This is a genomic window from Kribbella sp. C-35 (assembly GCF_046549195.1).
Taxonomy (GTDB): Bacteria; Actinomycetota; Actinomycetes; order Propionibacteriales; family Kribbellaceae; genus Kribbella.
Genome location: NZ_JAJPWG010000004.1, coordinates 935,113 through 961,247 on the forward strand (window position 1 = coordinate 935,113; position 26,135 = coordinate 961,247).

Sequence of the window (26,135 nt, forward strand, 5' to 3'; positions counted from 1 at the left end):
CTTCACAGTATGTGCGTCAGACATTGCCGAAGCCGCCGCCGACCACCTGGGAGACCGTTCGCGCCAGGTCGGCCGGGGAGCGGTCGGTGGTGCCGGTGACGAGCATCCGGGCGCAGGCCTCGATCATCGAGGCGAGCAGCTCGGCCAGGACCGGGAGGTCGGCGTCCGGGTCGGTGACGCCGGGGAGGGACTTGACCAGGGTCAGGCGCAGGCTCTCGACCAGGAACGCGCGGGCCGCGAGGACCCGCTCGGCGACGACGGGCGCGGCGCCGTACTGCGCTCCGAAGACGATCCGCCACGACTGGGGCTGCTTGGCCACGGCGGTGAGAAATGCGGTCACGCCCTCGAGAACGTGCTCCTCCGGGGTGCCGACGCTCGGGTCCGCGGGCAGCGCGGAGACGATCGAGATGACCAGGTGCTGCTCCTCGCGGGCGAGCAGGGCCAGCAGCAGCTCGTCACGGTTCGCGAAGCAGTCGTAGACGACCGGTTTGGTGACCCCGGCCGCGTCCGCGACCGACTGCATCGTGGTCCCGGCGTACCCCTTGGCGGAGAAGACCTCGAGCGCGGCGTCCAGGATGAGCGGGCGGCGGCGCTCGGGGCCGAGGTGCGGCGCGCGCCGGCGTCTCTCAGCGTCCTCGACCACTTGACAAAGCTATCGCATCGTAGGAAATTCCTACGGTCTGGTAGGAACTGCCAACGGGGGTGGTGATGACCGAACGAGGCAGTGCCGGGTGGCTCGAGTCCGACGGCCTCACCGCCCTGGACGCGAGTGAACTCGCCCGGCTGGTCGACCGGACGTCGGAGCGGGAGCTCCGGCATCGACTCATCGGGGGTGTACGAGAGATCGCGTTGCGCGAGATCTTTCGCCGGATGCCGGAGTACCTCCGACCCGCCCGGGCCGCCGGGTTCGACGCTGTGATCAGCTGGCAGATCACCGGCGCGGGCGGGGCCGGTCGTCCCGAGTCGGTCGACGAGTACTGGCTCCGCGTCCACGACGGCCGCTGCACGCTCGTGTCCCCGCGCGCCACTCCCCCGGACATCTGGATCCGCACCGACGCCGCCACCCTGCTCCGCATCGTCACCGGCAACGAGGACCCCGTCCTCGCCGTCCTCAAGCAACGCCTCTCGGTCCGCGGCGACCTCGCCCAGGCCGCCCGCCTCCCCAAACTCTTCAGCGCCGGCCCGCTGTAGACCTGAGTCAGCGGATCAGGCCGTCAGATCCCTTGTTTCGGGAGGGTGCAGCAGCGCCGTTGGCCTGGCGCGTCTGCCCGGTCGGGGCCTGGACCCGGCGGAGGGGCGGGATCGCTGGATCGGTCCCGACAACGCGGTTCGGTTCCGCGGCCCGAGCATTCGGTGGGTGCATCTCGAATCCCCGGACCGCTGCCAGCGCGCGGTCCCCGAGCGTGCCGCCGTACACCTCGGCCTGCCTCTTCACGTCCGAGCCGTCCGCTCTCCAGTTGTCCACCAGGGCGGGCAATTCGTCGAAGCCCTCGGTCAGCATGTCCGCGGTCGCGGCCGTGGCAGCCGGCCGGCTCTCGACGGGAATGGTCGACGTCGTCACCATCGTCTCGGCTGCGGCGGCCGTCGCGGCAGGCGGCGACTCCACCTGGCCGTCGGTGAGATCCGTCTGGATCCCGGCATGATGCTCCGCTCTGGACACGAGCCCCCGCGCCACGATCGCCCGGACCTCGTCCAGCGATTGGGGATGCTCGGGCTGCTGCGGTTCCATGGATTCCTCCCAGGAGTCGATCTTCTGCAGGTCGTCGTGCAGCTTGCCGACCTCGTCGCGTGCGATCCCGCTCGCCGTGTCGATCGCGCCGGCGCCGCCGGTGACGTCCTCGCGCCGGTTCTCCAGCTCCTCGGTCAGCTCCCGCGCTGCGGCCCGCTCGAGATCCCGTTCGGCGAACCCGGCCTCGATGCTTCTGGTCAGCTGCTCTTGAATCCGCGCCCGCTGCCCCTGAGGCAGCCGTGCGAAGTCCATGCGCGCCTCCAGCAGCATCCCGGCCGCCTCGTGCGCGGCCGCACCGTGGCCGGCGGCAACGAGTCGCTTCAGCACCGCGTCCTCGCCGGCACCGGTCCGCGCCCCGATCGCGACCGCCAGTGCCCGCGCGGCCGCGACGTCCCCCTCTTGCTGCGGCAGCGGGAAGCGCCCGAGGTCGTCCTGCCGGCCGTTCGGGAACAGGCCCGCAACCAGTCGCGGTGTCGCGTTGTCGGCGTACGCCCGGCAAACAGCCGTCGCGAGCCGGTCCCGGGCGCCGGCATCAACAGGCGGCGGCAGCGAGCTGTCCGGCTCGAGTGAGTCCGCGCACAGCGCGACCAGCTCGGTCAGCCCGGCACGGGCGTCCTCTCGCCGGTCGTGCCACTGCCCGCTGGTGCCCGAGATCGAACGGAGCGAGGTCGCCAGCCGTCCTGGAATGTCCAGGTTGTCGGCGAGCGGTTTGATCATCTCGACGTGCCCGGCGCTCAGCTCGAGCGTCTGCCCCCACCGGAGCGAGGACACGCCGTCGACGCTGTCCCGCACGACGAGCTCATCGACCTTACGGACCAGCTTCTCGACATTCGCGTCAGCCACCTGCGGAACCTATCGCCGGACCGGTTCAGTACGCCGCTTGCGAGCGAGGTCACAGGCGGTATGGCGTACTGGCGCGTAGGCTGCCCGTTCATGGGAGAGACCGTGAACATCCACACCACCGCCGGGAAGATCGCGGACCTCGAGCAGCGGCTCGACGACGCCGTCCACGCCGGGTCGGAGCGTGCGGTGGAGAAGCAGCATGCACGCGGTAAGAAGACCGCGCGTGAGCGGATCACACTGCTGCTGGACGAGGGCTCCTTCTCCGAGCTGGACGAGTTCGCGCGGCACCGCTCGACGAGCTTCGGGCTGGACGCGAACCGCCCGTACGGCGACGGCGTGGTGACCGGGTTCGGCACCATCGACGGCCGTCAGGTGTGCGTGTTCGCGCAGGACTTCACGGTCTTCGGCGGCAGCCTCGGCGAGGTCTTCGGCGAGAAGATCGTCAAGGTGATGGACCTGGCGATGAAGATCGGCTGCCCGCTGATCGGCATCAACGACTCCGGCGGCGCCCGGATCCAGGAAGGCGTGGTCTCCCTCGGCCTGTACGGCGAGATCTTCCGCCGCAACGTCCGCGCGTCCGGGGTGATCCCGCAGATCTCCCTCATCATGGGCCCGTGCGCCGGCGGCGCGGTCTACTCGCCCGCGGTCACCGACTTCACCGTGATGGTCGACGAGTCGTCGTACATGTTCATCACCGGCCCGGACGTGATCAAGACCGTCACCGGCGAGGACGTCACCCAGGAGGAGCTCGGCGGCGCCCGGACGCACAACACCAAGTCCGGCAACGCGCACTACCTGGGCTCCGACGAGGAGGACGCGATCGAGTGGGTGAAGGCCCTGGTCGGGCATCTCCCGCAGAACAACCTCGAGGATCCTCCGGTGTACGACGCCCCGGCCGACCTGGAGCCGACCGAGACCGACCTTGCGCTCGACGCCCTGGTCCCGGACTCGCCGAACCAGCCGTACGACATGCACACCGCGATCGAGGCGGTCGTCGACGACGGCGACTTCCTCGAGGTGCAGACGCTGTTCGCGCCGAACCTGATCGTCGGCTTCGGACGCGTCGAGGGCCGCCCGGTCGGCGTGGTCGCGAACCAGCCGATGCAGTTCGCCGGCACCCTGGACATCGACGCGTCCGAGAAGGCGGCCCGGTTCGTCCGGACCTGCGACGCGTTCAACCTGCCGATCCTGACCTTCGTCGACGTCCCCGGCTTCCTGCCCGGCACCGACCAGGAATGGAACGGCATCATCCGCCGCGGCGCCAAGCTGATCTACGCGTACGCCGAGGCGACCGTCCCGATGATCACCGTGATCACCCGGAAGGCGTACGGCGGCGCGTACGACGTGATGGGCTCGAAGCACCTCGGGGCCGACATGAACATCGCCTGGCCGACCGCGCAGATCGCGGTGATGGGCGCCCAGGGCGCGGTCAACATCCTGCACCGCCGGGAGCTCGCCGCGGCCGATGACGTCGAGACCCGCCGCCAGGAGCTGATCACCGAGTACGAGGACCACCTGGCGAACCCGTACATCGCGGCCGAGCGCGGTTACATCGACGCCGTCATCAAGCCGAGCGAGACCCGCGCCGAGATCGTCCGCGCCCTCCGCCTGCTCCGCACCAAACGCGACACCCTGCCCCCGAAGAAGCATGGGAACATCCCGCTGTGACCACTATCAAGATTGCCAAAGGCAACCCGACGCCCGAGGAGCTTGCCGCTCTGATCGCGGTGGTCGCCGCCCGCGCCGCCGTACCGGCCCCGGCCGCCGACCCGGACCGCGCCAGCAACTGGGCCAGCTACTGGCGCAACGCCCGCACCCCGTTCCACCCGGGCCCCGGCCAGTGGCGCGCGTCCGCGCATCCGTGACCGGACGTCCGTCACTCACCAACTCGCGGCGAGACCGCGTTGGCAACACCGGCTGAGCGTGCGGATCGCCCGGTCCGGTCGGTTGGTGAGTGCGGGGGATCCGCGGCGGGGCGCGACGGGTCGGCGGTCCCGCTCCGCGGGTCGAACTCGACCGCGGTGTTGCGCGCGATGGATGGCTGCTCTGCCGCGGGCGTGAGCTCGGCTTCCTTCGCTGCGATCAGTTCGAGGGCGGCGTCGGCGATGCGCCGGCCGCCGTTCGACGCCTGGGTCGCGTGGTCGACGCCGACGGTCCGGGCTTCGTGGGTGTCGAGCGTGTGGTTGAGTTCCTCGAAGTTCTCGCGGATGTTCTCGGCGACGTCCGACTTGAAGCGTGCGTACTCGACCGGGTTCTGCTCGGCCAGCGTCTGCAGGGCGTCCGAGCCGCGCATCAGCAGGTCGGCCGCGACGCCGGGCGCGACGTGCGGGGGCGCGTTGTTCAACCAGTGCAGGGTTCGTTCCGCGGACATGCCGGCCTGCTTGCCGACCTCCTCGGCGAACGCGTACCCGGACGGAGCCTGCGGGTGGACGCGGTCCAGGATCTGCTGCCGGCCGGCCTCATTCCACCCGAGGGCGACCTGCTCGGCCGTGCCCGGTGGTAGGTGCCCGAAGCCCTCGAGCCGTTCGACGACCCGGTCGAAATGCGCAGCGGTCCAGGCGCCGCCGACCGCTTCTTGCAGGGCGCCATACTCCACGCCCTCGGACGCCGGGTCGGCGTTCGCGTAACTGCGGGACTCGGACAGCTCGGCAACCATCCGCACCGAGTCGATCAGCGCGCTCTGCCGTACGGCGTGATTGTCGTGGGCCTCCTGCTCGGCCCGCTCCGGACCGCCCCGCCACCGGCTGAAGCGCTTGGCCGGACTCGGTGCGACCAGGTCCTTCAGAGCGTCGTGAGCGTCCGCACCGAAGACCGGCCGCGACTCGACGCCAGGGCCCGGGATCAGCGCGCGCCCGACCCTGAAGTCGACCTGTGGTCGCTGCAGCCGGGTCCTGTCCGGGTGGCCGCCGCCGTAGAACTTGCCGACGTCACGCATTGCGCCCTGCGTCTGCCGGAGTAGGTCCCAGACCTTGTCGTGCACGAATGCCACCGCGGACTCCTTTCCCGATCCTGGGTTCCAGAGTCCGCTACGGAGGGTTCACTGTTCAGATTCGGCGGAAGCGGACCAGTGGGTACGTCGGTGCGTCGCCGGTGTTGCGGGTCGGGCCGGGGAAGGTTGTCGCACCGTCGAGTACCAGGCCGTGGCGGGAGGCGACGGCGACCAGGTGGGCGAGGGCGTCCTGGGATCGGGTGTCGTTGGGGCCGCGGCCGTCGGCGTAGCGGCTGGCGTCGGATTTCTCGGTGGTAGTGACGAAGACGCCGTCAGTGCGCAGGACCCGCGCGACCTCGGCGATCACCGGCTCGCTGTCGTCGAGCAGGTGCAGCAGCCAGACGGCCACGACGGCGTCGCAGCGACGGTCGCCCACCGGCAACCGCGCGGCGTCCGCTGCCGCAACATGCCCGGGAAGCCGGACCTTCGCACGCTGCAGCATCGCCGTGGACAGGTCGAAACCGTGCACGAGGTTGCCGAGGGCAACCAGCTCCGCGCCGACGATGCCGGTGCCGATCGCCAACTCCAGCACCCGCTGCCCTACGGCGGAAGCGGTGGTGGGATGGAGCAGGGTGTTGACTGCCTGGGCTGCGGCTTGGGCTCTGGTGGGGCCGCCGCGGGTGTCGTCGTACGTCGACGCGACGGATTCGTCGTACGTGAAGGGTTTCTGGGAGCGCCACAGCTCGGGCCAGGTGATGCCGACCTCGATCAACATCCGGCGCAGCAACGGCAGCGAGAGCCCGACGACGTTGTGGTAGTCGCCGTCGATCGCCGTGACGAACGGGCCGCCGAGTCCGTCCACCGTGAACGAGCCGGCCACCACGAGCGGCTCGCCGGTCTCGACGTACGCGTCGATCTCCTCGTCGGTGAGGTCGGCGAACCGGACCTCCGTCGACGCCAGCTCCCGGATCTCCTGCTTGGAGGACGTGTCGAACAGGCAATGGCCGGTGTGCAGTACGCCGCTCTGCCCGCGCATCATCCGCCAGCGCTCGCGGGCAACCTCGGGAGTACCGGGCTTGCCGTACGCGACGCCGTCGAACTCCAGGACCGAGTCGCAGCCGAGGACGGTCGCGTGATCGGACAGGTTCGCGACCACGGCGCGGGCCTTCAGCGTGGCGAGCAGGCGGGCGAGTTCGCCGGGGTTCTCCGCAGTGACGTCGTCCTCGTCGACGCCGGAGACGATCACCTCCGGCTCGATGCCCGCGGCACGCAACGTCTTCAGCCGCGCCGGTGACGCCGACGCCAGGACGAACCGGGTGCTCACAGCTTCGCCAGCGCCCGGCGCAGCGGGTCGAGGCCGATCGAGCCGAGGTTGAGCGCATCGGAGTGGAACGCCCGCAGGTCGAAGGCGGATCCCTTGCGCTGCTTGGCCTCTTCCCGCGCCTGCAGCCAGATCCGTTCGCCGACCTTGTACGCCGGCGCCTGGCCGGGCCATCCGAGGTAGCGGTTCAGCTCGGCCTGCAGGAACTCGGTCTCCATCCGGCAGTGCGCCCGCAGGAACTCGAACCCGAGTTCGGCGTTCCAGCGCTCCCCCGGCCGCCAGCCGAACGGGTTGTCCTGCGGCACCTCCAGCTCCAGGTGCATGCCGATGTCGACGATCACCCGCGCCGCGCGGAACCCCTGCGCGTCCAGCATGCCGAACCGCGCGCCCGCGTCCTCGAGGTAGCCGAGTTCCTCCATCAGGCGTTCGGCGTACAGCGCCCAGCCTTCGCCGTGACCGGAGACCCAGCAGGCGATCCGCTGCCAGCGGTTCAGCAGGTCGGTGCGCAGCATCGTCTGGGCGACCTGGAGGTGATGCCCGGGCACGCCCTCGTGGTAGACGGTCGTGACCTCGCGCCAGGTGGCGAAGTTCTCCAGGCCGCTCGGGACCGCCCACCACATCCGGCCGGGCCGGGTGGTCAGGTCCTCGCTCGGCTGCGTGTAGTAGATGGAGCCGTCCGAGGTCGGCGCGATCATGCACTCCAGGGTGCGGATCTCGTCGGCGATGTCGAAGTGCGCGCCGGCCAGCTCGGCGACAGCCGCGTCGGACAGCTGCTGCATCCAGTCCCGGAAGGCGTCCTTGCCGCGGATCGTCCGCGCCGGGTCGTTGTCCAGCAGCGCGGCGGTCGCCTCGATCCCGCGGTCGCCGCCGTTCAGCCCGGCCGCGATGTCCTGCATGGCCGACTCGATCCGGGCCAGCTCCACCCAGGCCCAGGCGTACGTCTCCTCGAGGTCGATCGCGGCGCCGAGGAAGCTGCGGGATGCCAGCTCGTACACCTCCCGGCCGCACGCGTCCCGCTCCGGCGCCCGCGGCGCGAGGTCTGTGGTCAGCCACGACCCGAACTGGTCGAACGCCTTCCGCGCCGCGGCGGCCGCCGCCTCGACTGTCGGCTTGACCGCACTCTCCGGCGCCTGCGCGGCGAGTCCGGCGAAGAAGTCGTCGCCCTCGGCACCGGTCCAGCTGGCGATCCGCCCGGCCAGCCCGGTCACCTGGCGTACCGCCGAGATCCGGCCCTGATCGGCCTGCTCAAGCAGCGTCTCGCGGTACCCGTCGAGCGCCGTACCGATCTGGTTCAGCCGGATGGCGACGATCTCCCAGTCCTGCTCGGTGTCGGTCGGCATCAGGTCGAACACCTGCCGCAACGCCGCCGGCACCGAGGCGATCGCGTTCAGCTGGTGCTGGGGTACGCCGGCCTCGTGGCGCTCGAGCTCCAGGCCGAGCCGCTCCACGAAGGCGTCCTTGGCGACCTCCTCGCGCGGACTCGCCGGCTCGATCGCAGCGGCCTCGGCGAGCGACCTCTTGGTCTGCTCGATCCGCGCCTCGAAACCGGCCGGCGTGTAGTCCGGCAACTCGTGGTCGTGGCCGGCGACGCCCAGCTCGGTCGCCAGGATCGGGTCGAGCACGATCTCCTGCTCCAGGTGCCGTTCGGCGAGCTGGTCGATCGGGCTGTTCGGGGTAGTTGCAGAAGTCACCTGATCGACCCTACCTGTCGAGGGTCGCCGGGGCTGACCTGTTTGTTGCCGATACTGTGGCGGTCGCTGAATGCCAGCACAGGGACGAGAGGAACGGCGTTGAGCCAGCCACCCTACGGGCCGCCCGGCCAGAACCCGCCGTACCAGCAGGGCCCGCCGCAGGGTCAGTACGGCCCGCCGCCGCAGGGTCCTCCGCCTCAGTACGGCGGCCCGCCGCAGGGTCCGTACGGCGGTCCCCCTCAAGGGCCTCAGTACGGCGGCACCTCGCAGTACGGCCCGCCGCCGCAGGGTCCCGGCTTCGGCTGGGGTCCGAGCTTCGGCCAGGGCGGTCCGGGTGGCCCTGGCCTTCCTGGCGTTCCCGGTATGGGCTGGCAGCCGCAGCAGCCGCGGAAGAAGTCGAAGGCGCCGCTGATCGCGATCCTGTCGATCGTCGCGGTGGCCGTCGTCGGCGGCGCGATCATCGGTCTGGTCCGGAAGGGCAGCACCGACGTGACCACCCCGCCGGTCACTCCGAGCCGGTACACGCCATCGCCGACCGGTTCCCCGACCGAGGAGCCGACGGAAGAGCCGACCGAGGAGCCCTCCGAGTCGCCGTCGGAGGAGCCGACAACCACGGAGCCCACCACCACCGAGACGTCGAGTACGCCGAACAAGCCGGCGGACACCACGGTCGTGGCCAAGAACGCGCTCTACAAGGTCGGCCAGATGGCCACGGTCAACTGCAAGGAGCCCAAGGCACGGCCGACGAACGCCCGTGGCGCGGCCGAGTACTGGGCCGCGATCAAGCCCTGCCTGGACAGGTCGTGGGCGCCGTTGGTGGCGAAGGCCGGCTACAAGTTCACCGCGCCGCGGATGACGTACTGGTCCGGGACCTCGATGTCGTCGCCGTGCGGCGACGGTCCGGTCGCCGTACCGTTCTACTGCTCGGCCAACCACATGATGTACATGAAGGTGGACGTCTTCGTGAAGGCATACACCCAGTACCCGGGTGATCCGATCGGGCAGGCGTACGCGCGGATGTGGTACAGCCGCTCGATCGCCCACGAGTACGGCCACAGCGTTCAGTTCATGACCGGCATCCTGCAGGCGTCCAGCAACCTGCGGTACGAGCAGCCGGACTACGAGGGCCGGACGCGGATGACGCGGCGGATGGAGCTGCAGGCGAACTGCTTCGCCGGCGTCTTCCTGGCCGCGAACAAGCGCAGCTACCCGATCAACGGCAACCTGCTGTACGTCTGGAAGAAGTACGTCGTCACCGCGGGGGACAAGCCCGAAGAGGGCGACCACGGCAGTGTGGCCAGCCAGGCGCGCTTCATGGGGAGGTCGTTCAACACGGCCAACCCGGCCAGTTGCAACACCTTCGCGGCGTCACCGGCCAACGTCAGCTGAGAGCTCCGGCGGCGCCACCTGCCGCCAGGAGTCGATGAGGATGTCGTGCAGTTCGTCGGCATCCTCCAGTGCCTCGAGGCGGGCTCGAACCCAGTTCGAGCCCGCCTCGTGTTTCGGCACCCAGAACTTCTCCGGCTCCGCAGCGATCAGCTCCTCGCGCTCCAGCCGCGGACACCGCACCGCGAACGACGTCTGGTCGTCCGGCACGGTCACGAACATCCGCCCAGCCACATCGAACGTCGGATGCCCCCACCGCCGCTTCTCCACCGTCCCCGGCAAACCCAGCGCAATCCGTCGCACATCCTCAGCGTCCAGCACGCTCACACTCTAGAACGCGTCCGCCCCGGCAGGAGGAGGGCCGCGAGGGTGCCGGCGGCGACTATGGCGGCTCCGGTCCAGACGGCGGGGACTAGGCCGGCGGCGTACTGGGTTGGGGACTCGTAGGAGCCAGCTGAGGCGAAGACCGAGGCCAGTACGGCGACGCCCATCGCGACTCCGACCTCGCGGATCGTGTTGTTCGTTCCGGAGGCCACGCCGCGGTCGGCGTCGGACGCGCTCTCCATCACCACGCTCGCGGACGGTGCGAAGGTCAGCCCCATCCCGATACCGGCGAGGACGAACGGTGCGACGAGTTCGCCGTACTGCGTCGTCGCCGTGGTCACCAGTGCGATCCAGCCGAGCGCGACAGCAAGGAAGGCCTGGCCGGCCACGATCAGGATCCGGGAGCCGACGCGGTCGACGATCAGGCCGGCGATCGGTGCGACCACGAGCGGCGCCGCGGTCCACGGCAGCGTGCGGACACCGGACTGGAACGGCGTGTATCCCTGCACGATCTGGAAGAACTGCGCCAGCAGGAACACCGCACCGAAGACGCCGACCGCGAAGGTGAACGCGACCACGTTCACCACGCTGAACGAGCGAACCGAGAACAACCGCAGCGGCAACATCGGCGCGACGGTACGGCGCTCCCACCCGAGGAACGCGGCCAGCAGCACGCCACCCGCGATCAGCGAACCCAGTACGCCGGCGGACGTCCAGCCGTCTTCGGCTCCGTGCACAACGCCCCAGACGACGGACAGTACGCCGGACGTCGCCAGCACCAGTCCGAGCAGATCCAACTGCTTCGCCGTACCCCGGGACTCGGTCAGGACCCGCGTGGCGAGCACGACGGCGACGACTCCGACCGGAACGTTCAACCAGAAGATCCACTGCCAGTTCAGGCCGTCGACGACGGCTCCCCCGACCACCGGACCGACTGCGATTCCGAGGCCGGAGATGCCGCCCCAGATCCCGATCGCGGCGCTCCGCATCTTCTCCGGTACGGCGCCTGCGAGCAACGTCAGCGACAGCGGCATCACGGCCGCCGCGCCGATGCCCTGGATCGCGCGGGCCCCGATCAGCATCCACGGCTCGGTCGCCAGCGCGCAGGCCGCCGAGGCCAGCGTGAACAGCGCGATCCCGGCCAGGAACACCCGCCGCCGGCCGAGCCGGTCGCCGATCGCGGCCGCGGTCAGCAGCAGGGCGGCGAACGCGAGCGTGTAGGCGTTCACGAACCACTGCAGGTCCGACAGGGTCGCCCCCAGCTCGGACTTGATCACCGGCAGCGCGTTCGTCACCACCAGGTTGTCCAGCGTGACCATGAACACCGGAATCCCCACGGCGGCCAGCACCAGCCCGAGCCCGCGGCTCCGGGGAGCGGTCACTTCCCTCTCGTCGAGAGCGGTCGATGTCATCTCGTACCCCTAGTTGTAATTGACTGATAACAAGCTTGATGACGAGAGTATGCATCGACTGATAACATGTCAAGGGAGTGGAAGGAGCACGGATGACGCCCAAGGTTCGGCTGACCGCCAAGGAGCGCGGTGCCGAGGTGTTGCAGGCCGCCATCCGGGCCTTCGCGATGTCCGGGTACGAGGGCACCAAGACCGACGAGATCGCCCGGCTGGCCGGCGTGTCACAGCCCTATGTGATCCGGCTGTTCGGCACCAAACAGGAACTCTTCCTGGCCGCCGTGCGGAGCGCCTGCGAGCGGATCGAGCAGACCTTCCGCGAGGCCGCGGCCGAGACGCCGGAACTCAGCGCGCTGGGGGCCAACTACGAGCGGCTCTTCGACGAGCCCGAGGTACTCCTGGTCCTCCTGCAGGGCTTCTCCGCCAGCGGCGACCCTGTGATCGGCGACTGCGTCAGGGAACGCTTCGGCCGCATCTACGCCCTGGTCCGCGAGCTCACCGGCGCGTCCCCCCAGCAGGCCCGGGAGTTCCTCTCCGCCGGGATGCTGCTGACCGTCATGTCCGCCATGCAGGTCCTAGGCCCCAACGCGATCCCAATGCCCTGGGCCGACGAGATCCAGCAAACGTTCGGCGAGCACTAGTCGCGGCTGAGTTTCTGGTCGGCGGCGAACCAGATGGTTGCGGCGGCCAGGGCGATGGCGGCGACGGTTACGACGAGCGAGCCGGCGACGTCGGCGCCACGGACCAGTGCGGTCGCCCCGGCGACGGCGGGCGCCAGCAGTACGGCGATTGCTCCAGGCAACCACCATCGTCGCAGGGCCGCTCGGTGCACCCGCGCGTACGACGGCAACTGGCCGGTGAACGCAGCGGCGAGGTGGACGACGACGAGGGCCGCCGCGGTGAGGGCCAGGCTCCAACTCGGCGCGCCGGGTGCACGCATCAGCCACCCGAGAGTCACTACCAGCATGAACAGCAACGCAGCCAGCGAATCAGGCAGGACCACGGTGCACAGCAACAGCGCGGCGCCGACGATCGAGACCAGATCCGCCTGATCCCACGACTGCACCGATGGCACGACCAACGCGACCGCCCCGGCCACCGCGATCACCAACCGAGCAAACACCACTGCCTGCCCGGATGCCCGCAGTTGCGCCAGCCACAGCGTGATCTTCTCGTCGGCAGTCATGAGCGGATCCTTGGGGCCGCGGACACTCTGGCGGCGTCTCGTAGTACCTCGTCCAAGGTGCCGGCGCCTTGCCAGGGGACGGTTGGTACGCCGAGGTCGCTGAGGCGGTCGAGGTCGCGGCGGCGTTCGAGCAAGCGCAGGCGCCACGCGAGCGGCCACGACCGGGCGTCGTGGGCGTCGAGGTCCATGATCGACACGACGTCCGGCGGCAACGTGTCGATCGCGATCACCGTGCAGCCGGAGTGGACGAGCGTCACGATGTAGCCGAGGATCGTCGGCCGCAGCAACGGGCTGAGGACGAGCACCAGGCTGTCCGACCGGACCCGGTTCCGCCGCGCCAGCTGTTCTTCGTCCTGTTGCCGGCCGCGTCGGTCCGCGTGCACCAGCGTGTCCAGGATCCGCCGCAGATGCGCGCGCCCGCTGCCCGACCGCACGCCGCGGAACAGGCTCCCGGTGTCGATCAGCCGCACCCGGTCGCCATTGCGCAGGTAGTGCTCGGCGATCGCGGCGGCCGCCCGGACGGCCGTGTCGAGACTCGAGGACCGGCCGTCGATCCCCTCGCTGATCCCGATCTCGCCGCCGGTGTCGACCATGATCACCACTTCGGTGTCGCGGTCCGACCAGGTCGACGTGACGTGCAGTTCCTGCGTACGCGCGGACACCGCCCAGTTGATCCGCCGCAACCGGTCACCCGTCCGGAACGGCCGTACCCCGGCCAGTTCCGTCCCTTCGCCAGGCCGCCGCGACCGATGCAACCCGACCAGTCCAGCCGGCCGCGGTACGGCGTCCACTGCCTCGAATCCCTCGCGCAACGGCAGTGTCGTGACGGCCTGCGACTCCACCGAGGTCACCTGGATCCGGTACGCCCCGACCGTCGACGTCGCCGTGACTGTTGGCCGCTCCAACGACCGCAGTCCCCAGCGCTTCGACCGTACGCCGACCTCCAGCCGCACCTCACCGTGCGAGACCGGCTCCGCGATCGCGGCCTGCGGCGGGTCGTACTGGAACCAGAGCGTCCGCGGCAACGCCGCCACGATCAGGTCGATGTCCGGGTCGACGGACTCCGGCACGCGCATCCGGTACGTCGTACCCTGCCCTTCGAACAGCACGTCCGCGTCGAGTTCGGTGTGCACCTCCGGGCGCTCCCGCGGCCGGAAGAACCGCCCCCAGACCGCGAGGAACGCCAGCGGCAGACCGAACACGGCCGCATCCGGGCGCCGCAGCAGCACCGCGGCGCCGAGCAGCACCGCAGCGACACAGATCGCCCGAACCTGCGCGTGCGTCGGCCGCCAACTCATGCGCGGGCGCCTACAACGGTGGGCGGCGCCGCGACCGAGCCGAGCACGGTCCGCACCACCGTCGCGCCACTGACCTCGTGCAGCCACAGCTCTGGGCGCACGGTGATCCGGTGTGCCAGCGCGGCCACCGCGACCGCCTTCACATCCTCCGGTACGACGTAATCGCGGCCCTTGATCACGGCGTACGCGCGTGCGGTCAGCAGCAACGCCAGCGACCCACGTGGCGATGCCCCAACGAGTACCTGCGAGTCCCGACGGGTCGCGGTGGCGAGGTCGACGCAGTACTGACCGACCGTGTCGTCCACGGTCACCGTCTCGACCGCACGTTGCGCGGCGCGCAGCCCGGCCGCATCCGTTGCCGCCTCGACCGACTGGTCCTCAGTACGACGGCTCATCCGGCGCCGCAGTACCTCCCACTCCTCCGCGGGACTCGGGTAGCCGAAAGCGATCCGCAGCATGAACCGGTCGAGCTGCGCCTCCGGGAGCGGGTACGTGCCCTCGTACTCCACCGGGTTGGCCGTAGCGAGCACGTGGAACGGCACGGGCAGCGGGAACGTCTGCCCCTCGACCGTCACCTGGTGCTCCTGCATGGACTCCAGCAGCGCAGCCTGCGTCTTGGGCGGCGTCCGGTTGATCTCGTCGGCCAGCAGCAGGCCGGTGAAGATCGGGCCCGGCCGGAAGACGAACTCGGAGTCCTTCTGGTCGTACACGAACGCCCCGGTCACATCCGACGGCAGCAGGTCCGGCGTGAACTGCACCCGCCGGAACTCCAGCCCGAGCGCCTGCGCGAACGACCGCGCGGCCAGCGTTTTCGCCAGCCCTGGGTAGTCCTCGAGCAGTACGTGCCCGCCGGCCAGGATGCCCGCGAGCACCAGTTCCAGCGCCTCGGCCTTCCCGACCACGGCCTGGCTGACCCGCTCCAGCACCTGCCGGCTCAGCTCGGTCACCTCACCGAGCGTCAGCTCCCCATCAGTCACAGGTCTTCCTCACAGGTTCTCGATGGTGTGGATCGCGTACTCGATCTCGTCGAGGGACGCGGTGCGTTTGTCGTCGCCGGCGATCAGCTGCCAGAGCCGGTCGCCGGTGATCGCGCGGGCCCGGTCCGGCTCGCGCTCGGGGTCGACGCCGTGCCGGTGCACCAGGCGGTCGGTGGCCAGCTCGAACAGCAGCGGGCGGACCCGCCGTACGAAGGTCTGCGAGCCTTCACCCGCACGCCGCTCGCGGCCGGACTCCTGCAGCCAGGTGGCGATGAACTGCGTGCGGTTGTCGTTGGTCCGGGCTCGCAGCGCTGCCAGTTTGTCGTCGTGCCGACCGGGCCAGCTCGTCTCCACGGTCTGCGGCACCACCAGCCGGATCGCCAGCGACACCAAGCCAACAGCCAGCGCGGCCGCCACGAACCACAGCGGTCGCGGCGCCATACCCGCGGCACTGAACACGGTCACGAGCATCAAGCTCACCAACACAGCCACGCCAAGGTGCTGCAGGAGCAGCTTGCTCGGCAGCAAGGACCTCCGCTTGACTTCAGGCGGCGGCCCCTTCTCTTCCAGCGGAGTCCAGCGGTAAGACGTCATCCGGAAACCTCCGCCTCGGCGCGATGAGCCGCAGCGAGCTCGTCACGCAGTCGCAGCAGGGCCGCGCGAGCCTCGGTCCGCGCTTGCTCACTGGAACCGTGGGTCGAGTAGCGCGCCTCGCGGTACAACTCTCCGAGCCGGATCAGCTGCGGCTCGGAGATCCCGCCGATCCCGAGCACCCGCACGGTGAACTCGGCCGGAGTCTCAGACGGATCCCGCGGTACGCCGGCTGAAGCAGCCGCCTCCTCCAACGCGACCCAGCACGCGACGACCGCGTCGGTCGCCGTACCGCTGTCGATGCGAGCCAGGCCGGTGTCGACCGCCTCGGCCAGCCGCTCCGCCTTCATCCGCTCCCAGTCGGGCTCCTCGGGCTCCACCTGCGGAAGCCGGACCCGGCGCAGGACGCGGGCGATGATCAGCAGGATGAACGCCACCACCGCGGCGATGATCAGGTAGACCACCGCCTGCCACAACGACAGCACCCAGCCCGGCGTCTCGTGCTGCGGGAGCACGCGCGGGGACGGCTGCGACTGCTCCGGCGGCGTTTCGCTCACCGAGAAGGTCGGCAGCGGCCGCGGGCTCGCGCTCAGCGTGCTGTCACTGATCGGGCGCACCGGCCCGCTCGCGGAGGCGAGCACGACGAAGCCGGCCACCACGATCCCCACGAGCAGCACGGCGACCACCGCGAGCGCACCCCGACGCTGCGTCTGCATCTGGGCAGGCTACCCCCTCAAAAGGCTGTGTCGAGGAACGGGAGCCGGGATGTGGAAAACGCTTCCGCGGTCGCGGTGAGCGCGCCAGGGGTGTGCTCGGTGACCAGACCGGCCCGGCCGAGTCTCGCCAGCGACGGGCGGCCGAGGTAGACGGCGCCGAGGTCGCGGACGTCGAGGGTGAGGTCGGCGTCGCGCGTGACGGACTCGCAGCTCGCGCCGTCCGGTCCGCCGCTCAGGTGCCAGCGGCCCGCGTTCCACGGGAGGAAGTCGTCGACCACGTCGAGGACGACGTCGATGTCCCGCGCGTACGTCCGCTCCGCGAGCGCACGACGTACGTCGACCGGCCGGATCCACAGGCCGTCCCGCGTGATCGGCCCCGGCGCCCGCGGGTCGAGCAGCAGGTCCAGCAACGGATCGTCCGACGGGAGCATCGCGCACCGCGTCTCGCTGAGCAGGTCCGGTTCGAGCAGGTACCGCCACAGCGCGGCATGCGACCCGATATCCACCGCATGCACCCGCTGTACGTCGACGTACCCCTTCTCCGCGCGCTTCGTCCGGTAGTGCGCGAACCCGGTCAACTCACCGTCCCGCTCGGCGACGACGCAGCGCACCTTGGACGCGTTCGCGACGTTGCTCGTGACGGTGGCGCTGATCGAGTACTCCTGCCAGCGCTCGTCGTGCTGGAACACACCAGGCCGCTCCAACGCCAGCCTGTTCCGCAGCTCGGCACAGCGGGCGAGGCTCTCGCGTACGTCGACGTACCGGATCCGCACGTCGTCGATGCCGGCCACCGGGCGCAACGTGCGGGACACCTTGGGTACGACGATCTCCTGGTGGTCGGACGCGAGGCCGTAACCGAACCGCGGGTAGATGACCGGCTCGCTCGCGGTCAGCGCTGCCAGCGGCTCGCCTGCCTCGTGGATGTCGGTCAGCTGCCTGCGCATCAGGTCGCGCAGGATGCCGCGCCGTCGGTGCGTCGGCCGTACGCCGACCATCGTCACACCCGCGACCGGCAGCTGCCCGCCGGGCACTGTCATCAGGTGCGAGAACGTGCCGGTGTGCCCGACGAGCTGTCCGTCCTCACTCGCGACGACACTGCGCTCACGCTCCCAGATCCGCCGCTCGGACTCGTACTGCTCGTCCGTCCACGGCGCCGAGAACGCCATGTCCAGGAGCTCCAGAAGCTCGTCCCACTCACCGGTGAACCGCCCGATCTCGATCGTCATGGTCCTTACCTACCAGAAGGACAGGGCCCTGGACTGATGAAAACCGTTTTCATATACTGTGGGCATGACCGCCCAAGCGAAAACTCCGTTGTCCTTGTTGGTGGGGCTTTCCACGACGTTGCGGGAGCCCGTGCTGGAAGCGATGACCGACGCCGCCACCGTGGCCGTCGTGATCGACCAGGACGACCTGCCCGGTCGGGGCGTGCTGTCCTGGCACGTGCGGGACGCGTCGGGGCCGATCGACGCCGGCGAGTTCACGGTCGGGGACGACTGCGGCGCGTGTCAGCTGATCGAGTCGCTCGTACCGTTGCTGGAGACGCTGGTCGCGCGTGGGCACTGGGACCACATCGTCCTCGCGGCACCGCCCGCGATGGAGGCGCGCCCACTGGTCACCACCTTGACCTCCGTCCTGCCGGAGATCGTCGTCGACACGGTCACCTGCGTCGTCGACGCCGTACTGCTGGTCGAGCAACTGTCCGGCGACGAGCTCCTCGCCGAGCGCGGCCTGGCGCTCGGGCTGCCGGATCGGCGCAATGTCGCGGAGCTGACCGCGCGTCAGATCGAGTACGCCGACGTGTGTGTGCTGGCCAATGCGCATCGCAGTATGGCGGTTGAGCGGCTCGAACACCTGTTGGCGCACCTCAACCCGCGGACGTCGGTAGTGCCGGCGGACGTTGCCGGCGTACCGAATGGGCCGGTCGCGCGGACCGGGCGGTTCGACTTCGACGCGGCTGAGGCGTGGGCCGGTGAGCTCGCGGCGTCGGATCGGGTGCAACCGAGCGGTGACGGCGTGACGACAGTGCTGTGGCGGTCGACGCGGCCGTTGCATCCCGCGCGGCTGAACGACGCGCTCGAGGACATCGTGGATGGGGTGGTTCGCAGTCGCGGCGTGGTCTGGCTGGCGAACCGGCCGACCCAGCGCGTGCGGTGGGAGTCCGCCGGGTACAGCGCATCGCTCGGGACGCTCGGCGAATGGTCAGAGACCGAACACCTCGCCGAGTGCACCGTCGTCGCAACCGGTATGGGCCTCGACCCCGCCCGCCTCCAAGCAGTCCTCGACGCCTGCCTCCTCACCGAATCCGAACTGGCCAACCCCGACTGGACCAACCTCGACGACCCCTTCGCGGGCGTCTTCTAGCCGAGTAGGGGCAGGCGGTGGGCGTGGGGGCCGAGCATCGTGAGGTCGTTCTCGTCGAGGGGTAGGCGGCCTGTTGCTTTCAGGATGTACGTCGTGGTGTCCCACGCGATCACGTCCCAGGCCGCCGGGCCGAACAACCCGTCCAGTGTGCGCGCGGTGACCTGCAGGCCTTCGGGGTCGGGCTCCGGCGCGTCCGGCAGGCCGACGATCAGGTCGAGGTGATGGACCGTTGCCTCAAGCACCAAGGTCGCGACGAAGTCGACCGCCCGCAGGACGTGACCCTGCGTCTCGACCCGGTGCCCCTTGGTCGCCAGCCCGGCCGCGGCCGCCCGGACCGCCGCCTCGGACACCTCACGCCAGTGCTGCACGAGCAGACCGGGTTTGCGGTACGCCGCCGCGACGCTCCGCACGAAACTCGTGTCACCGTCGGGCTGCGGCGGGAAGTCGCGCCAGTACGTGACGAAGTCCCGGTCCGGTTCGACCACGGCCGGGCTGGCGAACGCGATCAGCGCCCGCTGAGCGTCGTACAGCAGATGCACGAGCAACGGACCGACGGGCATGCCGGCGCACCGGGTCTCGCGCTGGAAGTCCGCGTCACTGAGCCCTTGGACCGTCTCGGTCAGCCGCCCGTAGGTCCGCCCCAGCGTCCCCGCCAACCCCAACGGCAACGCGCCGCGCTCGGGTGCCTTCATCCCCGGCCTCCTCGGTGTCCTCTGAAGAACGTAACCCGAGAACCCACCGAGGTGTTCCGGACCTACGAACGAGCCGTATCGAGATGCGCCGCGGCGATCGCTTCGAGGTGGCTGAGGTCGGAGGCGACGGTGGCGAAGGTGTAACCCTGGTCGAGGCGTTTCTTCGCCGACTCGCCGTCGAAGGTGTGGATGCCCGCGGCGATCCCGGCCTCCCGCGCGGTACGCGCGATCAGTTCGACCGCCTCCTCGAACGGCCCCGCGACCTCCGAGTCCCCCGGGAAGCGGGCGCCCAGCGCGAGGCTGAGGTCCGACGGGCCGACGTACACCCCGTCGAGTCCAGGCGTCGCGCAGATCTCGGCGACGTTCTGCAGGCCGAGCGGCGTCTCGATCATCGCGAGTACGACGGTCGCGTCGTTGCTGTCCGCCGGCACCGGACCGATCCGCAGCGCAGCCCGCATCGGCCCGAACGAGCGCACACCCACCGGCGGATACTTCGCGGCACGAACCGCCCGAGCCACGTCGTCCGCGCTGTCGATCAGCGGCACGATCACCCCGGTCGCCCCGGCGTCGAGCGCCCGCCCGATCGGCGTCGGATCGTTCGCCTCGACCCGCACCAGCCCGACCGTCGGCTGCGGCCCGATCGCGGACCCGGCGTCGATCGCGAGCAGCCCGGTCATCAACCCCTGGTACCCGATCAGCCCGTGCTGCGCGTCGAGCACCACGTAGTCGTACCCCAGCCGCGCGATCCGCTCGGCCGCCGCCGGCGAATCCAGCGTGATCCAGTACCCGACCAGCTTCTCCCGAGCCCGAACCTTGTGCGAGAAATCGTTTGCATTCACCCCCGCAGACTATCCAGACCGGCGTCCGAAAATCGCTCGACCAACCATCAGTTGGACGAGAGGATGCTGCCGATGCCATCCACCGAGCTCCTCCTGCACAAGTTGGTCGCCGAGGCCGGGCTCCCGGCGGTCGCGAACGCCGTACCGATCACCGGACACGGCTTCGACCACGTGATCCTGCGGGCAACACTCGCCGACGGCGCCCGCGTCGTCCTCCGGCACCGCGCCTCGCACCCACGCCCGCTTCCGGTAGCACAGGCACAGTTCCTCGCCGATCACGACGTACCCGCGCCACGCCTGCTCGGTGGCAACGACGAGGCGACGCTCTACGAGTACGCGCCCGGCGAGATGCTCTCCAGCCTCGTGGCGGAGGGGCGGATGACCGGCGACGCGTGGCGCTCGCTCGGCACGGCGATGCGGCGGCTGCACGCCGTACGTTTCCCGAACAAACTGCAAGGTACGTTCGGCCCGGACGGACTCACGCTGAACCCTGCTGACCCTGTTGCGAAGTTGCACGAGGACCTGACCGCGGCGGAGAAATACCTGCGTACGCACCTGCCTGAGGTCGTCGCGCAACTTCCACAGGCTCACGCGCTGATCGACGCCCACGCCGACAGTCTCAGCGGACCGACGGCGCTTCTGCACTTCGACATGAACCCGTCCAACATCATCATCGGCCCGGCCGAGACGCTGCTGATCGACTGGGGCGACACACGCGTCGGCGACCCAGCAGCCGAGATCGCGGCACTCGAAGAGCACATCTACCTCATCGACCGCACCCCGCAACTACCGGACGCGTTCTACGAGACCTACGGGCCGCGCATGGACAAGGTCGACGTCTGGCGGTTGTGCGGGGCAGTCGGTTGGTACGCGAGCGGTGACTTCGAGGAGTTCGAGGACCTGGAGCCGGAGTTGCGCGCGAAAGCCCACCAATGGCGCACGGGCCTGGCGGACTACCTACGGAATCGGCTGAGTAGTTAGACCGGCGGTACGCCGTGCCGCCGGTGGGAGAACGTGCGGTCCTTGGACTGGGCCGCGGCGAGGCGGGCGATCAGGTCGGCGCGGAGGTTCTCCGGCTCGATGATCGCGTCGATGACCAGGTCCGCGGCCAGCCGAAGGATGTCGATGTCGGTTTCGTACTCCTCGCGCAACTTGGACACGTACTCGACCCGCTCGCCCTCGTCGGCGATCTCCTGGATCTTGTTGTAGTACACGGCGTTGATCGCCGCCTCCGGCCCCATCACCGCGATCTTCGCGGTCGGCAACGCGACACACGCGTCCGGTGAGAAACCCGGGCCGCACATCGCGTACAGCCCGGCGCCGTACGCCTTCCGGACGATCACCGACACCGTCGGCACGGTCGCCTCCGACACCGCGGTGATCATCTTCGCGCCGTGCCGGATGATCCCGGCCCGCTCGACCTCGCTGCCGATCATGAACCCCGGTACGTCGCACAGATACACGAGCGGCACGTTGAACGCGTCGCACAGCCAGATGAACCGCGCCGCCTTGTCTGCCGAGTCGACGAACAGTACGCCGCCCTTCACCGCCGGCTGGTTCGCGACGACCCCGACCACCTGCCCCGCGAGCAGCCCGAACCCGACCACGATCTCAGGCGCGTACGCCGGTTTGATCTCGAAGAACGTGTCCGCGTCGACGAGCGCGTCGATCACGTCGTGGATGTCGAACCCGACGCTCTCCTCGGCCGGCACCAGGTCCCGCGTGAAGTCCCGGCCGGCGTCCGAGGCGTCGTACGACGGCGGTCGCGAGCGCCACGAACCGGGCAGGTACGAGAAGTACTGCTTCGCCAGCTCGATCGCCTCGGTGTCGTCGCTCGCCAGCAGATCGCCGCAGCCGGAGACACTGGTGTGCATCCGGGCGCCGCCCATCTCCTCCAGCGTCACCTTCTCGCCGACGACCATCTCGGCCATCCGGGGCGAGCCCAGGTACATCGAGGCGTTGCCGTCGACCATGATCACGATGTCGCAGAACGCCGGGATGTAGGCGCCGCCCGCCGCGGACGGGCCGAACAGGCAGCAGATCTGCGGGACCTTGCCGGACAACGCGACCTGGTTGTGGAAGATCCGGCCCGCGCCGCGGCGACCCGGGAACAGCTGGACCTGGTCGGTGATCCGGGCGCCGGCGGAGTCGATCAGCCAGAAGATCGGCAGCTCGTCGCGGATCGCGACCTCGGTCACCCGGACGATCTTCTCGACCGTCCGCGCGCCCCACGAACCGGCCTTCACAGTCGGGTCGTTGGCGACGATCAGCGCCGGCCGGCCGTCGACGAGCGCGCGACCGGTGACGACGCCGTCGGCGGGCAGGCCCGCGTTCAGCGCGTTCGCCAGCTGCGCGTCCTCGACGAAGCTGCCCTCGTCGACAAGCAGCGCGATCCGGTCACGCACGTACAGCTTGTTCTGACTCTTGAGTTTCGCCGCCGCCTTCTCCGGCGGCGCGAGAGTCGCCTCGCGGGCGACCTTGACCTCTGTCCAGTGGTCGTGGGTCATGCCTGCATCATTCCACCGGTAGCCCGAGCGACCTGGCAATGAGCATCCGCTGCACCTCCGACGTACCCTCGCCGATCTCGAGGATCTTGGCGTCACGGTAGAACCGGGTGACCGGGTACTCCTCCATGAAGCCGTAGCCGCCGAAGACCTGCGTGGCGATCCGGGTCGCGGTCACCGCGGACTCGGTCGCGTACAGCTTCGCGACCGACGCGGCCTGCTTGAACTCGGCCATCGACGCGCCGGCGTCCTTCAGCGCGGCGGCCCGGTAGACGAGCAACTCCGCCGCGTCCGCCATCACCTTCAGGTCGGCGATCTGGAACGCCACACCCTGCTTGCGCCCGATCGGTCCGCCGAACGTCTGCCGCTCACCGGCGTACTGCACGGACATCTCGAGGCACGCGCGGATGCAGCCGAGCGCAACTGCCGCGATCGCGACCCGCCCGTCGTCGAGCGTCGCGAGGAACTGCGCGAACCCCTTGCCACGCTCACCGAGCAGATTCGCCTCAGGGACCCGGCAGTTCACGAACGACAGCGGGTGCGTGTCGCTGGCATGCCAGCCGAGCTTGTCGTACGCCGCTTCCGCGGTGAATCCCGGCGTACCGCTCGGGACGATGATCGTGGAGATCTCCGGCTTACCGTCCGCGCGCTCACCGGTCCGCGCGGTCACGGTCACGCACGAAGTGATGCTGGAACCCGAGTTGGTGATGAACTGCTTGGAGCCGTCGATGACCCACTCGCCGTTGTCGATCACCGCGCGGGTCTTGGTGGCGCCGGCGTCCGACCCGGACTCCGGCTCCGTCAGCCCGAACCCGGCCAGCGCCCGGCCCGCCACCAGGTCGGGCAGCCAGGCAGCCTTCTGCTCGTCGGTGCCGAACGTCAGGATCGGGTTGATCCCCAGCCCGACCGCCGCCTCGAGCGTGATCCCCATCGACTGGTCGACCCGGGAGATCTCCTCGATCGCCACGCACAGGCTGGTGAAGTCGCCGCCCGCGCCGCCGTACTCCTCCGGCGCGGTCAGCCCGAACAGCCCGAGCCGCCCCATCTTCTGCACGACCTCCACCGGGAAGTAGTGCTTGCGGTCCCACTCGGCCGCGTGCGGGCCGATCTCGGCCTCCGCGAAGTCGCGAACGCTACGCCGGAACTCCTGATGCTCCGCGGACAACTCGAACATGCGGCACCCCTTCGTGCTTGACGCTTACGTAAACGTAAAGCACGCTAGGCGGCATGCACAATAGCCAGGTGTCCACCGAGACCTGGTCCATCGCGGAGCTGGCCGCCGAGTACGACGTGACGCTGCGAACGATCCGGTTCTACGAGGACCGCGGCCTGCTCACCCCCGAACGCCGCGGCACCGCCCGCGTCTACCACCCCCGCGACCGCGTCCGCCTCGCTCTCATCCTGCGCGGCAAGCGCCTCGGCTTCTCCCTCGACGAGATCGCCAAGATCGTCGACATGTACGACGCCGAACCCGGTGAGGAAGGCCAACTCGTCTACCTCCTCGACCAGATCACCCACCGCCGCACCGAACTCGAACAACGCCGCCGCGACATCGAGGAAACCCTCCAGGACCTCGCCGAGGTGGAGAACCGCTGCCGCACCGACCTGGCCGCGCTCAGATCGCCTCTTCGTAAGCCCTGAGCGTCTTCACGAACAGCTCCCGCTCCTCGTTCGTGAGGGGTTCCAGCGCGGCGCGCCAGGCGCGGGCGCCGCGGGCCAGCCAGGCGTCGATGGCCGGGCGGTGCTCGTCGGAGAGAGTGACGATCGCGCGTCGGCGGTCGGTCGGGTCTTCCTGGCGGTCGAGGATGCCTTTGCGGGTCAGTTCGGTGACCATCAGGCTGACGGTGGCGGGGGTGACTTCGAGGCGCTCGGCCAGCTCGTTGACGCCTAGCGGGCCGTCGAACAGGAGGTAGGCGAACAGGCTCAGATGCCGCGGCGCCAGGTTCAGGCCGGCCAGTTCCTCGGGAATCTTGAGCCGCTTGGTGCGACCCACCATCCGCGGCATCAGCAACAAGAGCGTGCGGATGCTGTCGTCGACACTTGACATACCTTTGTCCTCAAAACTACTTTGCTTGCAAAGCTACATCACTTCTCGAGTCAAAGGTTAGGCGCATGCTCCTCGAGCTCACCACCATCGGCGCGCGGTCGGGCGCCGCGCGGACCGTCACCGTCGCGTACGCCGAGCTCGACGGCCGGCTCCTCGTCTTCGCCAGCAACGCCGGCCGCCCGCAGGCACCGGCCTGGCTGCACAACCTCCGCGCCAACCCACTCGTGACGGTCGAGGTCGACGGCCGCCGGTACGACGCGATCGCCGAGGAGATCACCGGTGCGGAGCGAGACCGGTTGTACGGCGTACAAGCGGAGCGGGATGCCGCGTTCGCGACGTACCAGCAGAACACCGACCGGGTGATCGCCGTCGTCGCACTCACACCCGCCCGCGTCGGCGCCGCGACCGCGCAACTGAAGGAGATCCACAACGGCCTCCGCGAGCAACTGTCCGCGACACTCGCCGCAGTAGACGCATACCTCGCCGGCTCAGGCCCCGCGCCAACCAACGCGAGATCCCTCCATCAACACTGCCTTTCCTTCTGCACCTCCCTCCACGCCCACCACTCCCGCGAGGACGGCGTCTTCCCCCAACTAGCCGCAAACTTCCCCGAACTAAAACCAGCCCTAGACCGCCTGACCCGCGAACACACCACGGTCGCCGCCCTCAACAAGCAACTGACCACCACAGTCGAGCAACTAGCGGCCGCCCCGACACAGGCCGACGCCCAACGCCTACGCGCCGACTTGACCCACCTGTCCACGGCCCTCGAAGCCCATTACGCCTACGAGGAAGCCCACCTGGGCCCGGCCCTGGACGCGGCCTAGGTGGTTTTGCGGCGGCCGTAGAACCAGTAGATGAGCGGCGCGGCGCCGAGCGAGTTGGCGAGGGTGAGGATCAGGGCCCACACGGGTTTGGGGCCGCGAACCTGTGCGGCCGGCCGCCGCGCGAGATCGGCCAGTGCGACGGCCTTCAGCACGCTCTCGACAGTCGCCCCGACCACGATCAGTCGCTGTTGCGCCGGGCTCAGGTCAGCCCACCTCTTTGCGATCACAGACCCACGATCCGCCGCGATCACCCGACGCGCAAGCACCGCCCTGGACGCGGCCGGTCCCAACGCCGTTCAGCTGAAGGCGGGGAGATCCACTGGTCACTTCAGATGTGTGTTCTGAAGGGACATGTCTGACAGAGGTGTGTAGGGAGATGTCGGACACCTGATGGCTGTGGCTCAGTGTGTGAGTCATGGCGGATCTGGTGGTTCCGATGGAGGTTCGGTTCGCGATCGGCGC

Annotated in this window: 28 protein-coding genes; 9 read left to right on the forward strand and 19 right to left on the reverse strand. The window is 69.6% G+C overall.

All coding sequences use genetic code 11. From position 1 onward, the window contains the following. Positions 1-16 precede the first annotated feature (16 nt). Positions 17-643 carry a TetR/AcrR family transcriptional regulator gene (locus tag ACLJOO_RS30290; RefSeq protein ID WP_410790883.1) on the reverse strand — a complete coding sequence of 209 codons (627 nt, stop codon included), beginning with the start codon at positions 641-643 and terminating at the stop codon, positions 17-19. A 65-nt stretch (positions 644-708) separates the two neighbouring features. Here ACLJOO_RS30290 and ACLJOO_RS30295 point away from each other — a divergent pair, with 65 nt between their 5' ends. Next, a complete protein-coding gene (locus ACLJOO_RS30295; protein ID WP_410790884.1) occupies positions 709-1,191 on the forward strand; it encodes an SCP2 sterol-binding domain-containing protein in 483 nt (160 codons plus the stop codon). Between the two features lie 7 nt (positions 1,192-1,198). Here the strand turns inward: ACLJOO_RS30295 and ACLJOO_RS30300 are convergent, their stop codons facing one another. Next, positions 1,199-2,572, reverse strand: coding sequence for a hypothetical protein (locus tag ACLJOO_RS30300; RefSeq protein ID WP_410790885.1), 1,374 nt, complete (start codon positions 2,570-2,572; stop codon positions 1,199-1,201). Positions 2,573-2,662: 90 nt separating this feature from the next. Between ACLJOO_RS30300 and ACLJOO_RS30305 the strand changes: the two genes are divergently transcribed. Continuing rightward, positions 2,663-4,240 carry an acyl-CoA carboxylase subunit beta gene (locus ACLJOO_RS30305; RefSeq protein WP_410790886.1) on the forward strand — a complete coding sequence of 526 codons (1,578 nt, stop codon included), beginning with the start codon at positions 2,663-2,665 and terminating at the stop codon, positions 4,238-4,240. Further along, complete coding sequence (locus ACLJOO_RS30310) at positions 4,237-4,437, forward strand: acyl-CoA carboxylase subunit epsilon (RefSeq protein WP_410790888.1); 201 nt, start codon at positions 4,237-4,239, stop codon at positions 4,435-4,437. The genes ACLJOO_RS30305 and ACLJOO_RS30310 overlap by 4 nt, the downstream gene beginning before the upstream one ends. A gap of 11 nt (positions 4,438-4,448) precedes the next feature. Here the strand turns inward: ACLJOO_RS30310 and ACLJOO_RS30315 are convergent, their stop codons facing one another. From ACLJOO_RS30315 to ACLJOO_RS30325, 3 genes are read right to left on the reverse strand one after another with little or no spacing between them, the layout of a single operon-like run. Further along, complete coding sequence (locus ACLJOO_RS30315; protein WP_410790889.1) at positions 4,449-5,561, reverse strand: hypothetical protein; 1,113 nt, start codon at positions 5,559-5,561, stop codon at positions 4,449-4,451. A gap of 55 nt (positions 5,562-5,616) precedes the next feature. Beyond that, positions 5,617-6,825, reverse strand: coding sequence for a Maf family nucleotide pyrophosphatase (locus ACLJOO_RS30320; RefSeq protein WP_410790891.1), 1,209 nt, complete (start codon positions 6,823-6,825; stop codon positions 5,617-5,619). After that, on the reverse strand, positions 6,822-8,513 hold the full coding sequence (locus ACLJOO_RS30325) for a DUF885 domain-containing protein (RefSeq protein ID WP_410790892.1): 1,692 nt from the start codon (positions 8,511-8,513) through the stop codon (positions 6,822-6,824). The genes ACLJOO_RS30320 and ACLJOO_RS30325 overlap by 4 nt, the downstream gene beginning before the upstream one ends. A 99-nt stretch (positions 8,514-8,612) precedes the next feature. Between ACLJOO_RS30325 and ACLJOO_RS30330 the strand changes: the two genes are divergently transcribed. Then, positions 8,613-9,902: a neutral zinc metallopeptidase gene (locus ACLJOO_RS30330; RefSeq protein WP_410790893.1), complete on the forward strand. Its 1,290-nt coding sequence runs from the start codon at positions 8,613-8,615 to the stop codon at positions 9,900-9,902. On the opposite strand, the gene ACLJOO_RS30335 is transcribed toward ACLJOO_RS30330, so the two are convergent. Then, entirely contained in the window at positions 9,882-10,220 is a 339-nt protein-coding gene (locus tag ACLJOO_RS30335) for an MmcQ/YjbR family DNA-binding protein (protein WP_410790894.1), read from the reverse strand. The genes ACLJOO_RS30330 and ACLJOO_RS30335 overlap by 21 nt on opposite strands. 2 nt (positions 10,221-10,222) lie before the next feature. After that, positions 10,223-11,635, reverse strand: a complete 1,413-nt coding sequence (locus ACLJOO_RS30340; RefSeq protein WP_410790896.1) for an MFS transporter — start codon at positions 11,633-11,635, stop codon at positions 10,223-10,225. A 92-nt stretch (positions 11,636-11,727) separates the two neighbouring features. Between ACLJOO_RS30340 and ACLJOO_RS30345 the strand changes: the two genes are divergently transcribed. Then, complete coding sequence (locus ACLJOO_RS30345) at positions 11,728-12,273, forward strand: TetR/AcrR family transcriptional regulator (RefSeq protein WP_410790897.1); 546 nt, start codon at positions 11,728-11,730, stop codon at positions 12,271-12,273. On the opposite strand, the gene ACLJOO_RS30350 is transcribed toward ACLJOO_RS30345, so the two are convergent. Genes ACLJOO_RS30350 through ACLJOO_RS30375 form a run of 6 tightly spaced genes read right to left on the reverse strand, consistent with a single transcriptional unit; the run spans position 12,270 to position 17,626 of the window. Beyond that, a complete protein-coding gene (locus ACLJOO_RS30350; RefSeq protein ID WP_410790898.1) occupies positions 12,270-12,818 on the reverse strand; it encodes a hypothetical protein in 549 nt (182 codons plus the stop codon). The two genes, ACLJOO_RS30345 and ACLJOO_RS30350, sit on opposite strands and share 4 nt — an antisense overlap. Next, a complete protein-coding gene (locus ACLJOO_RS30355) occupies positions 12,815-14,116 on the reverse strand; it encodes a DUF58 domain-containing protein (RefSeq protein WP_410790899.1) in 1,302 nt (433 codons plus the stop codon). Before ACLJOO_RS30355 ends, ACLJOO_RS30350 begins: the two co-directional genes overlap by 4 nt. Beyond that, a complete protein-coding gene (locus ACLJOO_RS30360; protein ID WP_410790901.1) occupies positions 14,113-15,093 on the reverse strand; it encodes an AAA family ATPase in 981 nt (326 codons plus the stop codon). Before ACLJOO_RS30360 ends, ACLJOO_RS30355 begins: the two co-directional genes overlap by 4 nt. Before the next feature lie 9 nt (positions 15,094-15,102). Next, positions 15,103-15,687 (reverse strand): hypothetical protein, encoded by a 585-nt coding sequence (locus tag ACLJOO_RS30365; protein WP_410790902.1) that lies wholly within the window; start codon positions 15,685-15,687, stop codon positions 15,103-15,105. Next, a complete protein-coding gene (locus ACLJOO_RS30370; protein WP_410790903.1) occupies positions 15,684-16,400 on the reverse strand; it encodes a DUF4129 domain-containing protein in 717 nt (238 codons plus the stop codon). Before ACLJOO_RS30370 ends, ACLJOO_RS30365 begins: the two co-directional genes overlap by 4 nt. Before the next feature lie 17 nt (positions 16,401-16,417). Then, positions 16,418-17,626, reverse strand: coding sequence for a GNAT family N-acetyltransferase (locus ACLJOO_RS30375; protein ID WP_410790904.1), 1,209 nt, complete (start codon positions 17,624-17,626; stop codon positions 16,418-16,420). 64 nt (positions 17,627-17,690) lie between these two features. On the opposite strand from ACLJOO_RS30375, the gene ACLJOO_RS30380 reads away from it, so the two are divergent. After that, positions 17,691-18,764: a CobW family GTP-binding protein gene (locus tag ACLJOO_RS30380; RefSeq protein WP_410790905.1), complete on the forward strand. Its 1,074-nt coding sequence runs from the start codon at positions 17,691-17,693 to the stop codon at positions 18,762-18,764. On the opposite strand, the gene ACLJOO_RS30385 is transcribed toward ACLJOO_RS30380, so the two are convergent. Both ACLJOO_RS30385 and ACLJOO_RS30390 read right to left on the reverse strand, forming a co-directional pair. After that, the gene (locus tag ACLJOO_RS30385; protein ID WP_410790906.1) at positions 18,761-19,456 is read right to left on the reverse strand and encodes a maleylpyruvate isomerase N-terminal domain-containing protein; all 696 of its coding nucleotides are present in this window, start codon (positions 19,454-19,456) and stop codon (positions 18,761-18,763) included. The genes ACLJOO_RS30380 and ACLJOO_RS30385 overlap by 4 nt on opposite strands. Before the next feature lie 62 nt (positions 19,457-19,518). Beyond that, positions 19,519-20,295: an HpcH/HpaI aldolase family protein gene (locus tag ACLJOO_RS30390; RefSeq protein WP_410790908.1), complete on the reverse strand. Its 777-nt coding sequence runs from the start codon at positions 20,293-20,295 to the stop codon at positions 19,519-19,521. Positions 20,296-20,367: 72 nt separating this feature from the next. On the opposite strand from ACLJOO_RS30390, the gene ACLJOO_RS30395 reads away from it, so the two are divergent. Continuing rightward, positions 20,368-21,276, forward strand: coding sequence for a phosphotransferase family protein (locus tag ACLJOO_RS30395; protein ID WP_410790909.1), 909 nt, complete (start codon positions 20,368-20,370; stop codon positions 21,274-21,276). On the opposite strand, the gene ACLJOO_RS30400 is transcribed toward ACLJOO_RS30395, so the two are convergent. Next, positions 21,273-22,802, reverse strand: a complete 1,530-nt coding sequence (locus ACLJOO_RS30400) for an acyl-CoA carboxylase subunit beta (RefSeq protein ID WP_410790910.1) — start codon at positions 22,800-22,802, stop codon at positions 21,273-21,275. The genes ACLJOO_RS30395 and ACLJOO_RS30400 overlap by 4 nt on opposite strands. A 7-nt stretch (positions 22,803-22,809) precedes the next feature. Continuing rightward, a complete protein-coding gene (locus ACLJOO_RS30405) occupies positions 22,810-23,973 on the reverse strand; it encodes an acyl-CoA dehydrogenase family protein (RefSeq protein ID WP_410790911.1) in 1,164 nt (387 codons plus the stop codon). A 68-nt stretch (positions 23,974-24,041) separates the two neighbouring features. On the opposite strand from ACLJOO_RS30405, the gene ACLJOO_RS30410 reads away from it, so the two are divergent. Further along, positions 24,042-24,440 (forward strand): MerR family transcriptional regulator, encoded by a 399-nt coding sequence (locus ACLJOO_RS30410; RefSeq protein WP_410790913.1) that lies wholly within the window; start codon positions 24,042-24,044, stop codon positions 24,438-24,440. Here ACLJOO_RS30410 and ACLJOO_RS30415 read toward each other — a convergent pair. Beyond that, on the reverse strand, positions 24,415-24,846 hold the full coding sequence (locus ACLJOO_RS30415; protein ID WP_410790914.1) for a MarR family winged helix-turn-helix transcriptional regulator: 432 nt from the start codon (positions 24,844-24,846) through the stop codon (positions 24,415-24,417). The two genes, ACLJOO_RS30410 and ACLJOO_RS30415, sit on opposite strands and share 26 nt — an antisense overlap. A 65-nt stretch (positions 24,847-24,911) precedes the next feature. Here ACLJOO_RS30415 and ACLJOO_RS30420 point away from each other — a divergent pair, with 65 nt between their 5' ends. Then, a complete protein-coding gene (locus ACLJOO_RS30420) occupies positions 24,912-25,673 on the forward strand; it encodes a nitroreductase/quinone reductase family protein (protein WP_410790915.1) in 762 nt (253 codons plus the stop codon). Here ACLJOO_RS30420 and ACLJOO_RS30425 read toward each other — a convergent pair. Further along, positions 25,670-25,900 carry a hypothetical protein gene (locus tag ACLJOO_RS30425; protein ID WP_410790917.1) on the reverse strand — a complete coding sequence of 77 codons (231 nt, stop codon included), beginning with the start codon at positions 25,898-25,900 and terminating at the stop codon, positions 25,670-25,672. The genes ACLJOO_RS30420 and ACLJOO_RS30425 overlap by 4 nt on opposite strands. Positions 25,901-26,135 lie beyond the last annotated feature (235 nt).

Excerpts from the sequence above, each read along its gene's own strand:
- ACLJOO_RS30295 (WP_410790884.1), top strand. The coding sequence starts at position 709 with ATGACCGAACGAGGCAGTGCCGGGTGGCTCGAGTCCGACGGCCTCACC.
- ACLJOO_RS30305 (WP_410790886.1), top strand. The coding sequence starts at position 2,663 with ATGGGAGAGACCGTGAACATCCACACCACCGCCGGGAAGATCGCGGAC.
- ACLJOO_RS30340 (WP_410790896.1), bottom strand. The coding sequence starts at position 11,635 with ATGACATCGACCGCTCTCGACGAGAGGGAAGTGACCGCTCCCCGGAGC.
- ACLJOO_RS30345 (WP_410790897.1), top strand. The coding sequence starts at position 11,728 with ATGACGCCCAAGGTTCGGCTGACCGCCAAGGAGCGCGGTGCCGAGGTG.
- ACLJOO_RS30350 (WP_410790898.1), bottom strand. The coding sequence starts at position 12,818 with ATGACTGCCGACGAGAAGATCACGCTGTGGCTGGCGCAACTGCGGGCA.
- ACLJOO_RS30355 (WP_410790899.1), bottom strand. The coding sequence starts at position 14,116 with ATGAGTTGGCGGCCGACGCACGCGCAGGTTCGGGCGATCTGTGTCGCT.
- ACLJOO_RS30365 (WP_410790902.1), bottom strand. The coding sequence starts at position 15,687 with ATGACGTCTTACCGCTGGACTCCGCTGGAAGAGAAGGGGCCGCCGCCT.
- ACLJOO_RS30370 (WP_410790903.1), bottom strand. The coding sequence starts at position 16,400 with ATGCAGACGCAGCGTCGGGGTGCGCTCGCGGTGGTCGCCGTGCTGCTC.
- ACLJOO_RS30375 (WP_410790904.1), bottom strand. The coding sequence starts at position 17,626 with ATGACGATCGAGATCGGGCGGTTCACCGGTGAGTGGGACGAGCTTCTG.
- ACLJOO_RS30380 (WP_410790905.1), top strand. The coding sequence starts at position 17,691 with ATGACCGCCCAAGCGAAAACTCCGTTGTCCTTGTTGGTGGGGCTTTCC.
- ACLJOO_RS30385 (WP_410790906.1), bottom strand. The coding sequence starts at position 19,456 with ATGAAGGCACCCGAGCGCGGCGCGTTGCCGTTGGGGTTGGCGGGGACG.
- ACLJOO_RS30395 (WP_410790909.1), top strand. The coding sequence starts at position 20,368 with ATGCCATCCACCGAGCTCCTCCTGCACAAGTTGGTCGCCGAGGCCGGG.
- ACLJOO_RS30400 (WP_410790910.1), bottom strand. The coding sequence starts at position 22,802 with ATGACCCACGACCACTGGACAGAGGTCAAGGTCGCCCGCGAGGCGACT.
- ACLJOO_RS30405 (WP_410790911.1), bottom strand. The coding sequence starts at position 23,973 with ATGTTCGAGTTGTCCGCGGAGCATCAGGAGTTCCGGCGTAGCGTTCGC.
- ACLJOO_RS30415 (WP_410790914.1), bottom strand. The coding sequence starts at position 24,846 with ATGTCAAGTGTCGACGACAGCATCCGCACGCTCTTGTTGCTGATGCCG.
- ACLJOO_RS30420 (WP_410790915.1), top strand. The coding sequence starts at position 24,912 with ATGCTCCTCGAGCTCACCACCATCGGCGCGCGGTCGGGCGCCGCGCGG.